12 protein-coding genes are annotated in these 17,265 nt (G+C 66.0%); 6 read left to right on the top strand and 6 right to left on the bottom strand.

The genetic code is table 11. From position 1 onward, the window contains the following. Window positions 1-93 precede the first annotated feature (93 nt). Together DEU38_RS25645 and DEU38_RS25650 are read left to right on the top strand one after the other, a co-directional pair. Window positions 94-1,320: a thiolase family protein gene (locus DEU38_RS25645; protein ID WP_114724194.1), complete on the top strand. Its 1,227-nt coding sequence runs from the start codon at window positions 94-96 to the stop codon at window positions 1,318-1,320. Further along, the gene (locus DEU38_RS25650) at window positions 1,321-3,426 is read left to right on the top strand and encodes a 3-hydroxyacyl-CoA dehydrogenase NAD-binding domain-containing protein (RefSeq protein ID WP_114724195.1); all 2,106 of its coding nucleotides are present in this window, start codon (window positions 1,321-1,323) and stop codon (window positions 3,424-3,426) included. It begins immediately after the preceding gene. Between the two features lie 71 nt (window positions 3,427-3,497). Here the strand turns inward: DEU38_RS25650 and DEU38_RS25655 are convergent, their stop codons facing one another. Beyond that, window positions 3,498-5,765, bottom strand: coding sequence for an MMPL family transporter (locus DEU38_RS25655; RefSeq protein WP_181818946.1), 2,268 nt, complete (start codon window positions 5,763-5,765; stop codon window positions 3,498-3,500). Between the two features lie 238 nt (window positions 5,766-6,003). Here DEU38_RS25655 and DEU38_RS25660 point away from each other — a divergent pair, with 238 nt between their 5' ends. Continuing rightward, window positions 6,004-7,020, top strand: a complete 1,017-nt coding sequence (locus DEU38_RS25660; protein WP_114724196.1) for an iron-siderophore ABC transporter substrate-binding protein — start codon at window positions 6,004-6,006, stop codon at window positions 7,018-7,020. Between the two features lie 169 nt (window positions 7,021-7,189). On the opposite strand, the gene DEU38_RS25665 is transcribed toward DEU38_RS25660, so the two are convergent. From DEU38_RS25665 to DEU38_RS25675, 3 genes are all read right to left on the bottom strand, one after another. Then, a complete protein-coding gene (locus DEU38_RS25665; RefSeq protein ID WP_114724197.1) occupies window positions 7,190-8,605 on the bottom strand; it encodes a lipase family protein in 1,416 nt (471 codons plus the stop codon). Next, a complete protein-coding gene (locus DEU38_RS25670) occupies window positions 8,605-9,888 on the bottom strand; it encodes a hypothetical protein (RefSeq protein ID WP_258558163.1) in 1,284 nt (427 codons plus the stop codon). Before DEU38_RS25670 ends, DEU38_RS25665 begins: the two co-directional genes overlap by 1 nt. 347 nt (window positions 9,889-10,235) lie before the next feature. After that, the gene (locus tag DEU38_RS25675) at window positions 10,236-11,231 is read right to left on the bottom strand and encodes a GlxA family transcriptional regulator (RefSeq protein ID WP_181818947.1); all 996 of its coding nucleotides are present in this window, start codon (window positions 11,229-11,231) and stop codon (window positions 10,236-10,238) included. A gap of 39 nt (window positions 11,232-11,270) precedes the next feature. On the opposite strand from DEU38_RS25675, the gene DEU38_RS25680 reads away from it, so the two are divergent. Together DEU38_RS25680 and DEU38_RS25685 are read left to right on the top strand one after the other, a co-directional pair. Then, a complete protein-coding gene (locus DEU38_RS25680) occupies window positions 11,271-13,046 on the top strand; it encodes an acyl-CoA dehydrogenase family protein (protein WP_114724199.1) in 1,776 nt (591 codons plus the stop codon). Then, window positions 13,043-14,680, top strand: coding sequence for a long-chain fatty acid--CoA ligase (locus DEU38_RS25685; protein WP_181818948.1), 1,638 nt, complete (start codon window positions 13,043-13,045; stop codon window positions 14,678-14,680). The genes DEU38_RS25680 and DEU38_RS25685 overlap by 4 nt, the downstream gene beginning before the upstream one ends. Before the next feature lie 97 nt (window positions 14,681-14,777). On the opposite strand, the gene DEU38_RS25690 is transcribed toward DEU38_RS25685, so the two are convergent. Next, on the bottom strand, window positions 14,778-15,002 hold the full coding sequence (locus DEU38_RS25690) for a hypothetical protein (protein WP_114724201.1): 225 nt from the start codon (window positions 15,000-15,002) through the stop codon (window positions 14,778-14,780). Between the two features lie 104 nt (window positions 15,003-15,106). Here DEU38_RS25690 and DEU38_RS25695 point away from each other — a divergent pair, with 104 nt between their 5' ends. Then, complete coding sequence (locus DEU38_RS25695; protein ID WP_258558164.1) at window positions 15,107-16,123, top strand: ABC transporter substrate-binding protein; 1,017 nt, start codon at window positions 15,107-15,109, stop codon at window positions 16,121-16,123. Window positions 16,124-16,562: 439 nt separating this feature from the next. Here the strand turns inward: DEU38_RS25695 and DEU38_RS25705 are convergent, their stop codons facing one another. After that, on the bottom strand, window positions 16,563-16,838 hold the full coding sequence (locus DEU38_RS25705; RefSeq protein WP_114724203.1) for a hypothetical protein: 276 nt from the start codon (window positions 16,836-16,838) through the stop codon (window positions 16,563-16,565). Window positions 16,839-17,265 lie beyond the last annotated feature (427 nt).

Here is a 17,265-nt window from a genome sequence, read left to right on the forward strand (position 1 = left end):
CGTATGTTACCGGCGGGTAATTAGCGCTACAGTGGTGCGTGTCGGGTCTTCGACTCGGCGTGACCGCTCCACTCCCGCCAGGAGGAATCCAGCGTGGCTGCATCCGCTACCCAGAGAAACGTCGTCTTCGTCGACGGCATCCGCACGCCGTTCGGCAAGGCCGGCCCGAAGGGCATCTACGCCGAAACTCGGGCCGACGACCTGGTCGTCAAGGCCATCCGTGAGCTGCTGCGCCGCAACCCCCAGCTCGATCCTTCGCGGATCGACGAGGTGGCGATCGCCGCGACCACCCAGACCGGCGACCAGGGCCTGACCATCGGCCGCACGTCCGCGATCCTCGCGGGTCTACCCGAGACGGTCCCGGGCTTCGCGATCGACCGCATGTGCGCCGGCGCGATGACCGCCGTCACCACCACCGCGTCGGGCATCGGCTTCGGCCAGTACGACGTCGTGATCGCCGGCGGCGTCGAGCACATGGGCCGCCACCCGATGGGGCAGGGCGCCGACCCGAACCCCCGCTTCCTCGCCGACCGCCTGGTCGACCCGAGCGCACTGGTGATGGGCAACACCGCCGAGAACCTGCACGACCGGTTCCCGAACATCACCAAGGAACGCACCGACGCCTACGCCGTCGCGTCGCAGAACAAGTACGAGGCCGCCAAGAAGGCTGGTTTCATCGCCGACACCCTGGTGCCGGTCGCCACCCGTTCCGAGGCGGGCTGGGGCCTGGCCACCGAGGACGAGCCGCCGCGCCCGGGCACGACGCTCGAGGACCTGGCCAAGCTCAAGACCCCGTTCCGGCCGGCCGGCCGCATCACCGCCGGTAACGCGGCGGGCCTCAACGACGGCGCCACCGCCGCGATCCTCGCCGGTGAGGACATCGCCCGCGAGCTGGGCCTGCCCGTCGGCATGCGCATGGTCGGCTTCGCCTTCCAGGGCGTCGACCCCGCCGTCATGGGCATAGGTCCCGTCCCCGCGACCGAGAAGCTGCTCGCCCGCACCGGCATGAAGATCGAGGACATCGGTCTGTTCGAGATCAACGAGGCGTTCGCCGTGCAGGTACTCGCCTTCCTCGAGCACTTCGGTATCGCCGACGACGATCCGCGGGTCAACCAGTGGGGCGGTGCCATCGCGTGCGGCCACCCGCTGGCCTCCTCGGGTGTCCGCCTGATGACCCAGCTCTCGCGCCAGTTCGCGCAGAACCCGGACGTCCGCTACGGCCTGACCACGATGTGCATCGGCCTCGGCATGGGCGGCACCGTCATCTGGGAGAACCCCAATCACAAGGACTACGCAGCCGACGAAGCGGGAGCCAAGTAAATGACCGACATTGCAACCGCTTTCGCCGACGAAGTCGTCACGAACGCCTACACCAAGCTGATCTCGGTGCCCGGCATCGAGGGTCCGGTCGCACTGGTCACCCTCGACAACGGCTTCGATCACACCAAGCCGAACTCCTTCGGCCCGCGGGGCCTGCTGGCGTTCGACAAGGCGCTCGACGAGGCCTTCGCCGCCAACCCGGCCGCCATCGCCGTCACCGGTAAGCCCTTCATCTTCGCGGCCGGCGCGGATCTCAAGGGCGTCCCGAGCATCAGCACCCGCGAGCAGGGCGTCGAGCTCGGCCAGCTGGGGCACCGTGTGTTCCGTCGTCTGCGCGAGTCGTCGGTGCCGACGTTCGCGTTCGTGAACGGCGTCGCGCTCGGCGGCGGCCTCGAGGTGGGTCTGCACTGCCACTACCGCACCTTCGCCGACAACGTCGGCGCGCTCGGGCTGCCCGAGGCGATGCTCGGCCTGGTTCCCGGCTGGGGCGGAACCCAGTTGCTGCCCAACCTGATCGGGCCGTCGAATGCGGTCACCGTCGCGGTCGAGAACCCGCTCAACAACGGCAAGGTCATAGGCTCGAAGAAGGCCCTCGAGCTCGGCATCGCCGACGTCGTGCTCGGCTCCGCCGACTTCATCGAGCAGTCCCTCGCGTGGGCCGCACAGGTTCTCGCCGGCGACATCACGCCCGCGCGACCGGAGATCGACCGCGGCGCCGGCTGGGACGAGGCCATCGCCCGCGCCAAGGCGATCGTCGAGGGCAAGACCAAGAACAACGCGCCCGGCGCGGTGCGCACGGTCGAACTGCTCGAGCTGGCCCGCACCACCGACCTCACCGACTCGAAGTCCCTCGACGCCGGGTTCGCCGCCGAGGACAACGCCCTCGCCGACCTGCTCATGACCGACGAGTTGCGCGCCGGCCTGTACGCGTTCGACCTGGTGAACAAGCGCGCCAAGCGCCCCGCCGGAGCGCCCGACAAGTCGTTGGCACGCAAGGTCACCGGTGTCGGCATCGTCGGTGCCGGCCTGATGGCGAGCCAGCTGGCAATGCTGTTCGTCAAGCAGCTCAAGGTGCCGGTCATCCTCACCGACATCGACCAGGAGCGCATCGACAAGGGCGTCGGCTACGTCCACAGCGAGATCGACAAGCTGCTGGCCAAGGGCCGGCTGTCGCCGGACGGCGCGAACCGCCTCAAGGCGCTGGTGACCGGCTCGCTCGACAAGGCCGCGTTCGCGAAGACCGACTTCGTCATCGAGGCCGTCTTCGAGAACATGGACGTCAAGAAGAAGGTGTTCGCCGAACTCGAGGAGCACATCTCCCCCGAGACGGTCCTGGCGACCAACACCTCGTCGCTGTCGATCACGGAGATGGCTGCCGACCTGAAGCATCCCGAGCGCGTGGTCGGCTTCCACTTCTTCAACCCGGTCGCGGTGCTGCCGCTGCTCGAGGTCATCAAGGGTGAGCAGACCGACGATGCCACCCTCGCAACGGCGTTCGCCACCGCCAAGGCGCTCAAGAAGTCGGCCGTCGGATCCGCCGACCTGCCGGGCTTCGTCTTCAACCGCCTGCTGATCCGCGCGCTCGGCGAGGTCATGAACGCGGTCGACGAGGGCACCCCGTTCGACGTCGCCGACAATGCGATCGCCGAACTCGGCATGCCGATGACGCCGTTCACGCTGCTCGCGCTCGTCGGCCCGGCCATCGCACTGCACACCGGCGAGACCCTCAACGCGGCCTACCCGGAGCGCTTCAAGCCGTCCCCCGGACTCGAGGCCATCGTCGAGGCCCGCAAGCCCGGCGTGTGGTCCTGGACCGACAAGGGCCAGGTCGTCGACCCTGAGGTCGCGGCGCTGTGGCAGCAGGGCGACAAGCCGTCCACGTCGGACGAGGTGCTCGAGCGCACGCGTCGCGCGTTCGCCGAGGAGATCCGGATCATGCTCGAGGAGGGCGTCGTCGCCGGTCCCGAGGACATCGACCTGTGCCTGATCCTGGGCGGCGGCTTCGGCTTCTGGAACGGTGGCATCACGCCGTACCTGGACCGGACCGGAACGTCGGAGGCCGCGAACGGCAGGACGTTCCTGGCCAAGGGTGTCGCGAGCGTCTAGCCCGACCCGTCACGAGAGGAGCGCGTCCCCGAGATTGGGGCGCGCTCCTCTTCGCATCGACGGGGTACCGGTCAGGAGATCGCATCCTCAGGAAGCGACTCCCGTGCCGGGATCGTTTCCGGCTCCGGCGACTCCGGAACGACGGAGGTATCCGGGTCCGCGAGATCGCGCACGTCGCCCCGGGCCAGTTCGCTGTCGAGGATCGGTTCGCCCAGCCCGACCTTCTCCTGGATGCGCTTCATCCAGGCAGGCGCCCACCAGCAGTCGTCGCCGAGCAGCTTCATCACCGCCGGCACCAGGAACATGCGGATCAGGGTCGCGTCGATGACGAGCGCCGAGATCATGCCGTACGCGATGTACTTCATCATCACCAGCTCGGAGAATCCGAACGCGCCGGTGACGACGATCAGGATCAGTGCGGCCGCGGTGATGATCCGGCCGGTGTGCGCGGTACCGATCCGGATGGCCTCGGTGGTACTCGCACCCTGCGATCTGGCCTCGACCATGCGGGAGAGCAGGAACACCTCGTAGTCGATGGACAGGCCGTAGACGATCGCGACGATCAGCACCAGCATCGGCGACGTGATCGGTCCGGGCGTGAAGCCCAGCACGCCCGAGCCGTGACCGTCGACGAACACCCAGGTGAGGATGCCGAGCGTCGCGCCGAGACCGAGCGCGCTCATCAACACGGCCTTGATGGGCAGCACGAGTGAGCCGAATGCCAGGAACATCAGCAGAGTCGTGACGGTGAGGACCGTGACGATCATGAGCGGCAGGTTGTCGAGCAGTGCACTGATGCTGTCCTGCTCGATCGCCGGGGTGCCGCCGACGAGGACGTCCACGCCGCCCGGGACGTCCATCGCCCGCAGATAGTCGATGGTCGGGGCCGAGTCGTTGCGGTCGACCAGACCGGCCTTGAGGACCTGCACGCCGTCCTTCGCGGGCCCGGTGATCGAGAACTTCTCGACCAGGCCGGGCGCCCCGCTCGCGGTCTTGAGGATCTGGCCCACCTGCATGCCATCGGCGCCGGTGATCACCAGTTTCACCGGTTCGGTGCGATTGCCCGGGAACAGCTCGTCGAACTGCTCCTGCGCCGTCCGCGTCGGGTTGTCGGTCGGCAGATACTCCTCGTTGATGCCACCGAACTTGATACCCGTCAGCGGGACCATCAGCATCAACAGACCGACCACGATCGGGATCGTCACCTTGAGCGGGTTACGCATCACCCACCGCGTCAGGCGACCCCAGACACTGGACTCGATCTCCTCGGTCGACTTGATCTGGCCGAACCGCTTGAGGCCGAACTTGTCGATCCGCCGGCCCAGGATGCTCAGGATCGCCGGCAACACCGTGACCGAGGTGAACGCCGCCAGCAACACCGTCGCGATCGCGCCGTAGGCCATCGACTTCAGGAAGCCCTGTGGGAACAACAGCAGGCCACCGAGACTCGCGATGATCATCGTCGCGGAGAACAACACGGTGCGACCGGCGGTCATGACGCTGCGGCGCACCGCATCCCTGGTGCTGCGCCCGTCGCCGAGTTCCTCGCGGAACCGGCTGACGATGAACAGGCCGTAGTCGATCGCCAGACCCAACCCGATCAGTGAGACCACCGACGCGACGAACGCATTGACCTCGGTGAAATGCGTGATCACCCGCACGATCCCGTTCGCGCCGACGATTGTCAGGCCACCGACGATCAGCGGCAACGCCGCCGCGACCGCGCCTCCGAAGACGAAGAACAGCAGCACCGCGACCGCCGGGATCGCGAGGATTTCCATGCGGTGGATGTCGTTGGCGATCGTGTCGTTGATCGCGCTCGCGACCGGCTGCATGCCGGCGAGTTGGACCTCGACCCCGTCGATCTGGAACGCGTCCTTGATCTCACGGAAGTTGTTGGTGATCGCGGTGTCGTTGTCGCCCTTCAGGGCGATGCTCGCGAGCGCATGGGTGCGGTCCGTCGTTGCGAAAGCCGGCAGCCGCGGCGTGTTCGGTACCGGGAAGTAGCTGCCGTTGATCTTCGCGACCTGGTCGGGGTGGTCCTGCACCAGTCGCTGCAGGCTGTCGGTGACCTTCGCGCTGAAGGCCGGGTCGTCGACCGTCTTGCCGTCGGGGGCGGTGTACATCGCCACGACGTCACCGGTGGCATCCCGGCCGAACGTGCCGTCCGCCAGTCTCGCCGCCGCCACGGACTCCGAGCCGGGATCGTCCAGCCCGCTCTGACTGAGGTGCGCACCCAGCCCGGAACCATAGGCGCCCAGCGCCAACAGTCCGGCCACCATCACCGCGATGACGGTGAAACGGGCCCGGTAGACCAGATCCCCCCAGCGAGCAAACACCTATGGACTCCTCAGCCCCCGACGAGCAGCGCGGATAGTGGACGGCGGCGGCTGTGACCAGTCGCCGCCGTGGAGCACAGGCCTTCACATTACGGGCCGCCACCGCGTCATACGTTCATGATCGATTTCGCCGCGAGGCGATCGTGTCGGGCCGGACCGACCCACCCCGCCACACAGCCTCCGAGACACAGGTTAGGCTCACCTTCTCCGATCTCGTCGATCCCGAAGGAGTTCCCCGGTGTTCGCTCTCACCACCCGCCGCAAGGTTGCGACGGTCGTCGCCACCCTGAGCGCGACGGCACTGCTCGCGTCCTGCTCGTCGTCGACCGACAGCGATTCCACGACCACGGCCTCCGACGGTGCCTTCCCCGTCACGATCGCGAACACGTTCGGAGAGACCACGATCGAGTCGACCCCCGAGCGGATCGTCACGCTCGGCTGGAACGCCGAGGACGTCGTCTACGCGCTCGGCGGCACCCCGGTGGGCATGCCGAAGAACTCCTACGGCGCCGACGAGAACGGTGTCATGCCGTGGCTGTCGGACAAGTACGACCCCCGCGAGACCACCCTGCTCGACGCGGCGACGTCCACGCCCGTCGAGGCGATCGCCGCGCTGGCACCCGACACGATCATGGCACCGTACGAGGGCTTCGACCAGGCCACCTACGGCCAGCTGTCCTCCCTCGCACCGACGGTCGCCTATCCCGGCAAGGCGTGGCAGACCACGTGGCAGGACCAGACCACGCTGATCGGTCAGGCGATGGGCAAGTCCGACGAGGCGACCAAGCTCATCGACAGCATGAACACGATGCTCGCCGACACCGCCGCCGCGCACCCCGAGTTCGCCGGCAAGACCCTGTCGGTGATCAACCTCGACACCACCAACGGTCAGGTCAACGTCTACAAGCCGACGGACCCCCGCGTGCAGGTCCTCACCCAGCTCGGGTTCGTGAACTCCTCGGGCGTCGAGGAGCTCGCGGCCGAGAGCGATCCGGACAGCTTCTTCGCCACCATCTCCGCCGAACGCATCACCGAGGTCGACGCGGACGTCGTGGTCGTGTTCGTGCCGGACGAGGGAGAGACCACGAAGAACCCCACGTACAACTCGCTCGGCGCCGTCCAGCGCGGCAGCGCGGTGCCCCTGTCCGACACCCAGGTGGTTGCGGGCCTCAGCCGTACGGGCGTCCTCGCGACACCGTGGGTGATCGACCGGATCGCCCCGCAGCTGTCGGAGGCCGCGAAGCGGGTTGCGTGACGACTTCGCGTTCGGAGCCGGGCTCGTCCGCGACCGCGGTCAGGAACCGAAGATGCGTCCGAAGGCTTCGAGAAATGCGACAGGCCCCAGGGAGAACATGTAGCTGCTCCCGGTGAACATGGCATCGATCACGTCGGTCACCTCCTCCCGTTCTCGCGGCGTGCGCTGCTCATTCGGCGAAGTTCTGTTCGATCCAGTCGATGGTCTGCATCCCGAACAGGTCAGTGCCCCACCCGTAGAGGTCCGTGAGCATCCGCACCATGCTGCAGTCACTCGGCGCGTACGTCACGTCGGTTCCCCCGGCCCGATACTTGTCGGCGAGTTCCCGTGAGTCCTTTGCCGGCACAAGGGACATCGGTGAGTCGTCCTTGGCGCACGACGTGATGAGAACCTTCGACTTCGGAGCCTCGGTCCCGAGCAGATTGTCGTCGTAGACGTGCTGGAACGCGGGAATGTCGGCCGGGTTCTGCCCACCGACGAAGAGCGTCTCCAATGGAACGAACGGCGCCGTGAAGTACGCGGGCGTCTGGCACTGCGTTCGATACACGTGGGCCAGCGCCCTGCCGACGGGGTTCAGCTTCTCGTCGATCCGCATCTCGGGGTACTTCGGCTCCAGACCGAGCAACGTGGCGAAGGCGAACCCGGAGCCGATCGAACCGTCGGCGGTGCGCATGAAGTTCCGCGTGTTGACCACCATGCCCTCGAGGACGGTGGACCGGATGTCCAACTCCGGGGCGTACTGCGCCTGCGCCTCGGCGGCGAAGCCTGCGCCGACTCCGCCTCCCGCAATACCGAACAGAGAGATCGGGGCGTGTGCGCTGAGCCCCGTGCTCGGGGCCGACACGGCGGCACGAATGGCGTCGAGTTGGGCGTGGCCGGCGTACTTTCCGGCGAAGACGCCGTGCGGGTCGGGGTCGCCGTCGTTGCCGACGTCGGAGATGACCACCGCGTAGCCCTTGCCGAACATCAATGCCAGCGGTCCGAGCGCGGACCAGGCGGCGCCGTCGAGCGGATTCCCGCCGGTCCACTGGGTGCTCGGATGACAGTAGGCGCCGACGCTGTCGTTGGCCTCCTGGTAGCTGATCACCTTCTTCTCCGCTGCGGGCGTGCCGTCGACGGGGATCATCACGATGCCGGTGCTGACCTCGGGTGTGGTTCCGTCGAGTCCGGCCGTCACGTACATCATCTTGTAGGCGTCGATCCTGCCCGGCTTGTAGCCGAGGAACATCATGTCGACCGGCTTGATCTTGAGCACGGTGCCCGGGCGCTCCGCCCCGGTCAGTGGTGGTTCGTCGTAGAAGGAGTCGCGCGACGTCAGCGCCTTGAACGACTCGACTCGCGATGCAGCCGTCCCGGCGTCGAGCGCGCCGACGACGAATCCGTTGAACACCTCGTCGAGGCGCGGCGTCCGCACGTCGGACTGGCCGCCGCCCGACGACGACCCGTCAGCCGACGACGACCCGTCAGCCGATTGGGCGGACGCGCCGACCGGGGCGACCATGATCGCGGCGGTGGCCACCGCCGCGTAGGACAGGATTCGTGTAGCTGCGGAGAGCCTGTGGCCCCGAGTCGCATTGACTGTCATCAGGACACCGTCACTTCCGTGTTCTGCAGGGCGGCCTGCATGATCTGGGGAATGTTGAGCAGCGGTCGATGCGTTTCGAGTTGCGTCTCGTAGGGCACACGTAGCTCGGATTCGAGCTGCGGCCAGTTGTTCTCGACCATGTCCTTGTACTTCGGGAGGAGCTGGGTGGTGATGTAGTCCCATCGCTCGTCGTAGACGGACCAGTTCCACGCCGGGAGCGGACTGGTCAGGGTAGCGGTGCGCCCATCGGGCAGGCGCGAGCTGACTTCGATGGGACGGAACGAGCGTGGCGGCAGTACCCCGGCAACCGACGGCGACCCCGCCACGGTGGACAGGTACGTGATCGCCTGGCCGACGGTGTCCTTGTAGTTGCGAACGGTGTCCCACTGGTCCCGGATGATCACACCTTGTTCCCGCTGCAACAGCGCACCGTTGCCGCGCGCGATCCGGTCCGGATCCTGCGACGCGACATCACGCCACGCGGTCATGATGTCGTCACCGAACAGCCCCGCACGTTGCATCTCTTCGAGGGCGGGGAGCCCACCGGTGACGTAGGCGCGATGCATGGGCATCAGGTCGGAGAAGATGTTCTTCTGCATCACCATGATCATTCCGAGGATGAAATGTAGGTCCTCGCTGGTGATTTCGCTTCCAGCCTCGGCCAGCGCCCGCAGTCCGTCCGGGAGCGAGTCGACGATGTCCGGGCCGGCGACGCCGGTGGCGGCCGCGACCACGGCCCGGGCGGACTGCTGAATCGGCGGGAGGTCGTAGGCGTTCGTCATGAGTTCGAAGTCGATCAGCCCGCCGCCGAAGTCGGCGCCGACCATGCCGCCCATGCCCGCCCACTGCAGTTCGCGGCGCTCCAGCTGCAAGTCCTCGTAGAGGCGGTACGACCTGATCAGGTTGTCCCGGTTCACCGCCACCCCGGCACGCGGATCCCACGCGGCCAGGTCGATCCCCGCGGTGTCGGTAGCCTCCACCAGCCAGTATTGGAAGAGCAATGCCTGATACTCGTGCGGTGCGGCGCCGCTCGCGCGGGCCTCGCCCAGAAGTCGGCTGAGCGTGGCGCGGTCGGTGGGCAGCGCCGGATTGACCCCGCCGGGGCCGTGCGCCGCGTCCCGATTGCTCATCGACAGATTCAGATAGTGGTCGACGTCCGTTTCGGACGCCGCCGCCGGTGTCGACGCCACGCCCCCGACCGCCACGGTCGTCGCGACCAGGACCCCGACCACGCCCGCGACGGACGCGCGCAGGGTCCAGCGCCCCTTCAATCCAGCACTCATGTCGCCCCCCAGGGCTCACTCGGAAATGGCCACCCCGACATGCTCGATCTACGCAGACAATACTTACCGACCGGTTCGAATCATCGGAAATCGTCGATACGACCCACCAAAACTCCTGGATAGCGACAAATGGGATGACTACCCCATTTCAGAACATCGCACCCCCGGTGACCCCATTCGATCACCGTCACGCACATCATTGATCAATCTCGAGGAAACCCGTCGGCGTTCTCTTTTCCAGAAATCAGAACGCGTCCCTGCAGTGATCCGAGATGCCGGAATCCAGGACACACGCCCGCCCTGGCGGCCCCTCAGCGGGCGGCGGGGAAGGTCCTCGCTGCCCCGGATCATCTGTCGCCTGCGCGGTTTCCTCCTTTGGCCGAGGTACGTATGGCGCTCGGACGCCTACCCCAGGCACGGAGGTATGCGTCCGAAAACGCTCCGGTATTGGTGTACCCGACCCGCCGGGCGACCTCCGAAACGGTGAGTCGGTGGTTACGCAACAGGTCGTCGGCGACGGACATTCTCAGTCGGGTGAGATATTCGGTCGGCAATTCCCCTGTTGCAGAATGAAATCTGCGCGTCAGCGTGCGCGGGCTCATCGAGAAGTGCGCGGCGAGCCGGGAAAGCTGGACCGGGTGATCGTAGTGAGTCTCGAGCCACAGTTGGACGTCGAGGATATCGGCGTGCCCGTGGTATCTGGCGGCATCGAATTCAACCTGAGTGACGCGATACGAACGGTGGAAATCGACGAGATAGTCGTCGGCGACGGACGCGGCAACACGCGGCCCGTGCAGTCGCTCGATCAGGGACACTGCCAAGTCGGCTCCGGAGTTGATCCCCTGCGCGCAGAACACCCCGCCGGCGGCGGTGAGCGCGCGCGTCGGCTCCAGATTGACGGCAGGAAAATGCTCGACGAAGGCCGCAGCTGCCTGCGGATACGTTGTCGCAAGGCGCCCATCCAGAATGCCCGCCGATGCGACCAATGTGGTGGCGGTCCCCGCGGCGCCGATCAATGATCCCGCGTCGTGTGCTCGGGCGAGCCACGACTCGATCGCCGCCGTCTGTTGACCGGGCCAGCCCCACACCCCTGCAACCCACACCAGATCGACGGTGTCCTGCAGATCGTCGATGCCGCAATCGGCGTCGATGTAGGTGTTGCCGCCGCAGCAAATTGGTTCGCCGTCCGTGGAAGCGATGAGAACTCGGTGCGGACCGGCGGGGGCGATGAGCGTGGCAGCCCAGAAGAGATCCTTCGCCAAAGCGATGCTCATCGCGACCGCTCTGGGCGGACAGAGGATGACCACCGTTGTCTCTTGCGCCGATTGTTCTGTCTGTTTCACCGATAGATTTGGCTCCATAGTCTTCGTAACGTACTCAACATGACATCGACATGGATCGCCGAAAATGCAATCAAGGCCGGCGGCAGCAGCGAGGCATCCCAGCCGAATCACCACAAATTCCGCGGCGAGTACGCGCGATTCCAAGAGAAGATGGAAGAGAACTTCTGGAATCGCCAGGGCGAGATGCTGCATACCCTCCGCCAGTATTTCCCGGCGGAGCAGTTGGAGAGCATCGCGGGCGAGCTCGATCAGGCCGGCGCGACGCTCGCTGCAGTGCAGCCGGCGGCGAACGCCAACGATTCGCGCATGAACTACCCCATCCACGAGCCCTATGACGGCATCGGGCGTCGCATCGACGAGGTGCGCCACCATGGCGGATACGCGAAGGTCGGCGATGCCATCTACGGCACCGACATCGTGCGCCGGCTCACCGAACGCGGCGGCCTGAAGGAGGGCTTCGCCTTCTACTTCCTTGCCAGCATGCTCGGCGAAGCCGGTCACAATTGCCCGGTCATCTGCAACTTCGAGACCGCCCGCCTACTGGAGAAGCACCCGGAAATCCCCTTCGCCCAGGAGTGGATCGGGAAACTCCTCACGCCCAACTACCGCGACAACCTCACCGCCTCGCAGTTCCTGACCGAAGTGACCGGAGGATCCGACGTGGGCGCCAACGCGACGATCGCGGAGCGCGACGAGGACGGCGAGTGGCGGATCACCGGCGAGAAGTGGTTCACCTCCAATGCCGATGCCGACTTGAACATCATCACCGCCCGGTACGACACCGATCGCCCCGGCACCAAGGGCTTGTCGGTGTTCCTGGTCCCGCGCACGTTGCCGGACGGCTCGCACAACTCGTACACGCTGCGCCGCCTGAAGGACAAGCTCGGTACGCGCGCGCTCGCCACCGCGGAAATCGACTACCGCGGAGCCTGGGCCATTCCGCTGAGCGACGACGCCGAACGCGGCTTCAACATCGTCATGAGCAATTTCATCCATCTCTCCCGAATGGCGCTGTCCGTCGCTGTGATCGCAATGTCGACACGGGCGTACGACATCGCCAAAATGTACGCGCAGGAACGCTCGGTTTTCGGCCGGACCGTCATCGACCATGCCGTCAACAGGGAGAACCTGGCCCTGATGCGCTCGCACACCCTCACGATGCAGGCCGGGCTGTGGCAGCTGATCGATCTGCAGGACCAGGTCGACCTCGGCGTTGTCGATGACACCGCATCGACCCGCTACATCCGCCTGATGTCCAGCGCGGTCAAGGCGGTCTCCGGTGAGGCAGCCGTCGATCATTGCCACCATGCGCTCGACACGTTCTCCGGGAACGGCACCATCGAGACCTTTTCCCCCATCCCGCGTCTGCTCCGCGACGCGATCACCCAGGAGAACTGGGAGGGCGCCCACAACGCGATCCGCGCCCAGATCATGCGCGACATCCTGCGCTACGACGTCGATGACGCATACCTCGTCGTCATGCGTCGTTTCGCCGGCAAGATGGCGTCGCTCGAGGACACCTCGATGGTGGCCGACCGTCTCGACCGCATCGAGGATGCGGTGAAGGTGATCCGGGCGTCGGAGGACGACGACGAGCGCCACATGCTTGTGACCTGGCTGATCCGCGACATGGTCAATGTCGCCGGCTGGGCGGCGCTGCTCTCCGAGGCCCGCGACCAGGAGGAGCGGGACGGTGGCTCCGTGAAGCGCCATGCGGCGAACCTCTTCCGGATGCGGTACCTCGAGGAAGGTCGGCCCACCTACTCCCAGGCAGAGCGGATCGCGATCGACGGGGTGATCGAATGGACCCGATGACCATGCCGGATATCCCGGCAACGCTCGCCGCACTCGCTGTCAGCGGCGCGCGGCACCGCGGCTTCCCAGCGTTCCGCCACCGCGGGCCGGAGGGTCTCGGCGGCGACTGGCACGACGTGAGTTACCTCGAGGCCGACGAGCTCATCCAGCGCACCGGGGCCGGGTTGGTCGCGATGGGGGTCGCCCCCGGCGACCGCATTGCGATCTTCGCGGATTCGCAAACCGCCTGGACCGTCGCAGATATGGCGATCTTCGCGGCCGGGGCGGCGACGGTCCCCGTCTTCTCCACCAGCACCGCGGCCGAGGTCGATTGGGTGCTGCGAGACAGCGGGACCCGTCTGGTGTTCGTCGACAACACCGCCACCGCGGAGATGGTGGACTCGCTCGGCCTGGGCGTGACCATCATCGGCCTGCACCCGGGATTGGTCGAGGAGTCGATCGGGGATGTAGCTGCCCGCGGTGACAATGCCGCCCACCGGGCGGAGTTGCTGGCGCGCGCGGCGGCGGCGACGCCGGATGATGTCGCCAGCGTTGTCTACACCTCGGGAACGACGAGCAGGTCGAAGGGTTGCACGCTCACCCACGACAACCTGCGGGGCGTCTACGCCGGCCTGCTCGCGTACAAGATGGTCCTGCCCGGCGAGACCGCTGCGGTGTTCCTCCCACAGGCCCACCTGTTCGCCCGCGTCGTCGTGTTGTGCTGCTACGCCTACGGCAGCACCGTCGCATACGTCTCCAAAGACCCACAGCAGATGCTGGCGGATCTGGGCGAGATCAAGCCGCACTACATCCCGGCGGTGCCCCGGATCTTCGAGAAGCTGTACTCCGCCGTCCATGCCGACCCGACCCGATCGCACCAAGACCGCCTTGCGATGACCCGGGCGATGCTGGGCGGGCGGGTCCGGCAATTCAGCGCCGGCGGAGCGCCGATCGACTTGAAGATCCTGGAGTTCTTCCATGAGGCGGGAGTCCCGGTCCTCGAGGGCTTCGGACTCACCGAAGGCGGCGGTGTGGTGACAAATTCTGCGACCGACGCCTTCAAGTTGGGTTCCGTCGGCCGCGCCCTTCCCGGATTCGAGATCAAGATCTCCCCAGAAGGAGAGCTCCTGGTCGGCGGTGTCGGCGTGTTCGCCGGCTACCAGAACAACCCGGAGGCCACCGCGGCGGCGCTGCGTGACGGGTGGCTGCACACCGGTGACCTCGGTTCGATCGATGAGGACGGCTATCTGACGATCACGGGGCGGATCAAGGATCTCATCATCACCTCGGGTGGGAAGAACATCGCGCCGACCCCGATCGAGCACGAACTCTCCCGGCACCCACTCGTCTCGCAGGCGCTCGTCGTCGGCGACCGGCGCCCGTTCTGCTCGGCGCTGTTCACACTGTCCCCACCAGCGGTTGAGCACTACGAAGACCCCGAGCGCGAGATTGCGCAGATCGTCGACTCGGTGAACGAGACGCTACCGGGGTACTCGAGGATCCGACGATGGCAGATACTGCCCGAGGAACTCTCGATCGGTGCGGGCACGTTGACCGCCACACAGAAGATCCGCCGCAGCGCGGTCTCGGAGCGCTACGCGGATCTGATCGACGCGATGTACGCCAACGCGGGGAGACCGGTTGAGGTGCACTAGGTGTGAAGTCCAGGGAGGTTGGTCCGGACTCTGTCCGGTGAGTCGACCTGACAGGTGAAGGCCTCCGGTTGTGAAGTGGAGCTGACTGGGTTCCGCTTCACAACCAGGCGCGTTCGCGACTGAATTCAACGGCAGCAACATAGTTCGCCGTGTCGGTCATCAACGAGCCACCGAACTGCAACAGATCGTCGTTCCGATTCTGCTCCACCAACGTCGTCGCATCCCACGTGAACACGGTCCGCTCTGCCACCGAACCGTCGCCGGCCAGACGGGACTTGACAGTGCGGCGCCCCAGCGCGGCGTAGCTGTACCGCCACCGCACCCGTCCGGGGTCGACACCTCGGACAGCTGGTCGAAGGCGTCGTACCGGTACCGCCACACATCCGGTTTGCGCACCCCGCCGTGCCGTCGTCGACCACGGATGTGATGCGGCCCGCCGCATCCAGCTCGAACTGCCGGCGCAACACCCGATCGGTGGTCGTCGTCCTCGCGCCCTACGAGGGTTTCGACAAGGCCACATACGATCAGCTGTCCGCCGTCGCCTACCCCGACAAGACGTGGCAGACCACGTGGCAGGACCAGACGAAGCTGATCGGCCAGGCGTTGGGCAAGTCCGACGAGGCCACCGAGTTGATCGACGGCATGAACACGATGCTCACGGACACCGCGGCGGCCCACCCCGAGTACGCGGGCAAGACGCTGTCGGTGATCAACCTCGGCACCGCGAACGGCCAGGTCAACGTCTACAAGCCGACCGACCCGCGCGTCCAGATCCTCACCCAGCTGGACTTCGTGAACTCCCCCGGCGTCGAGAAACTGGCCGCGTCCAGCGACCCCGACAACTACTTCGTCGATATCTCGGCCGAACACATCTCCGAGGTCGACGCCGACGTGGTCGTGGTATTCGTGCCCGACGCCGCCGAGGCCGAAAAGAACCCCGCCTACGCCTCCCTCGGCGCGGTCAAGCGCGGCACCGCGGTGGCCCCCCGGTCCGACACCAAGATCATCGCCGGCCTGAGCCAGACCAGCGTCCGGGCTCACCTCGTGGGTGATCGACCAACTCACCCCGCAGCTGACGGAAGCGGCGAACAAGGTCGCGCAACGCCCCGCGACTTCAACCGACCAACGGCACATCGTCAACCGGGCGCCGGGACCGGATCCGATCCGGTGCCGGCGCTCGGGCGTCGGATCAACCTAGGGTGCCGTCCCTCCGTCGGACATCCAGCGTTCGACACCCGATTGAATAGCGTCGAGCGCCCGCTCGTCCGCATAGATATCCGTGCCGACGACCCGGTCGTCGAACGACCCGAACCCCCGAACAAGCTTCGCGCCCTCGAGAACAAGCGGAACGAAATGCCTGACCAACGAGTTCCCGTCGACAGGAACCCGGCGAACTCCTTCGATCACGCGCTCGAGTTCATCGATTGCGAACTCTGGGGGTAAGAGAAGGCAGACGGCTGAGCGGTCACGACTGACTTCAACGGCCGCACCAAGATTGGCCGTGTCGGTCGTCAACCAGCCACCGAACTGCAGCCGGTCGTCGTTTCGATCCAACTGGAAGTCGTGCCGATCTCCGGGCGGCAGCACTGCTCCATCGTTCTCCCAACGCTTCCATAGTGATTCACGTTTCATCGTGAGAGCACCGATTCGATTGAGGGGTGCAAGTGGCGGAGTTGCGCCGACAAGGACCAGGCGACCTGCCAAGACAGAGGGGGCAGCGTGGCTCAGTGCACTGGAGGCGACGGCGACCGCGGCGGGAATCGACCGCGATCCCTCTCGACGGACCTCGATACCGACAACACCGATTCGTGGACGTCGTTGAGCAAGATCTGCAAGAACAGGGACGGATTCGGCCGACTCCCGATTCAGTGAGATTCTCTCGCTAGTAGTCATAATGATCGCCGCTGCTCTCTTCTAGATCCCCGTCGGGTACACCCGAGCACAGCCACCAACCACGCGAACCGATCGAGATGGCCTCGTTCAAGTCCTCCCGACAGAGCGCGACAACCAAACCCGGTATCTCCACCTCAATGTCCAACACCGCCCCGGAAGCGACCGGATCGTCTCCCATCCAGATGACCTGGAAGTCACCCCTGACACTAGATACCTCGATGCGATCGCCTGGGATACCACCGGCTTTCACGGCCACCTGCATCACTGCCAGCCCCCTCGAAAGCGCGTCCCGAGACGGGACGCACGCACCCCTAGATCACCAATCCCCGTCCGCCAATACAGCCGAGCAGTCAACGATCAGGAAATCAACCGAAACAATCCTTCGCTGTAATCCCAGCTCATCTCGCGATCCTTCCATCAAACTTCCGAAATTAATCCATCGCGGGCGGAATCCGGTTCCATATGCGGGGGGCAATCCCCCGAGCGGCGAGGCCACGGTTCAAGGAATCACGGAAGGCCAGGCCCTCCGAGGCCAGTGTTTCGTCAACCCTAAATTCGCTGAAGTCGACATACCCAGATATCGAAGAATCCGTCGACGCAGGAAACTTTCTAAGTAGCGACTCGGCAACTTCGCCCCCATACTCACCGTCCCGCATTCGTCACACATCAGGACGATACGACCACTCTCCAGC

Origin of the sequence: Rhodococcus sp. AG1013 (genome assembly GCF_003350365.1) — a bacterium.
GTDB lineage: Bacteria > Actinomycetota > Actinomycetes > Mycobacteriales > Mycobacteriaceae > Prescottella.

What these genes read in the sequence shown, in the direction of transcription:
- DEU38_RS25650 (WP_114724195.1), top strand. Translation starts at nt 1,321, where the DNA reads ATGACCGACATTGCAACCGCTTTCGCCGACGAAGTCGTCACGAACGCC.
- DEU38_RS25665 (WP_114724197.1), bottom strand. Translation starts at nt 8,605, where the DNA reads ATGACAGTCAATGCGACTCGGGGCCACAGGCTCTCCGCAGCTACACGA.
- DEU38_RS25695 (WP_258558164.1), top strand. Translation starts at nt 15,107, where the DNA reads ATGCGGCCCGCCGCATCCAGCTCGAACTGCCGGCGCAACACCCGATCG.
- DEU38_RS25685 (WP_181818948.1), top strand. Translation starts at nt 13,043, where the DNA reads ATGACCATGCCGGATATCCCGGCAACGCTCGCCGCACTCGCTGTCAGC.
- DEU38_RS25680 (WP_114724199.1), top strand. Translation starts at nt 11,271, where the DNA reads ATGACATCGACATGGATCGCCGAAAATGCAATCAAGGCCGGCGGCAGC.
- DEU38_RS25670 (WP_258558163.1), bottom strand. Translation starts at nt 9,888, where the DNA reads ATGAGTGCTGGATTGAAGGGGCGCTGGACCCTGCGCGCGTCCGTCGCG.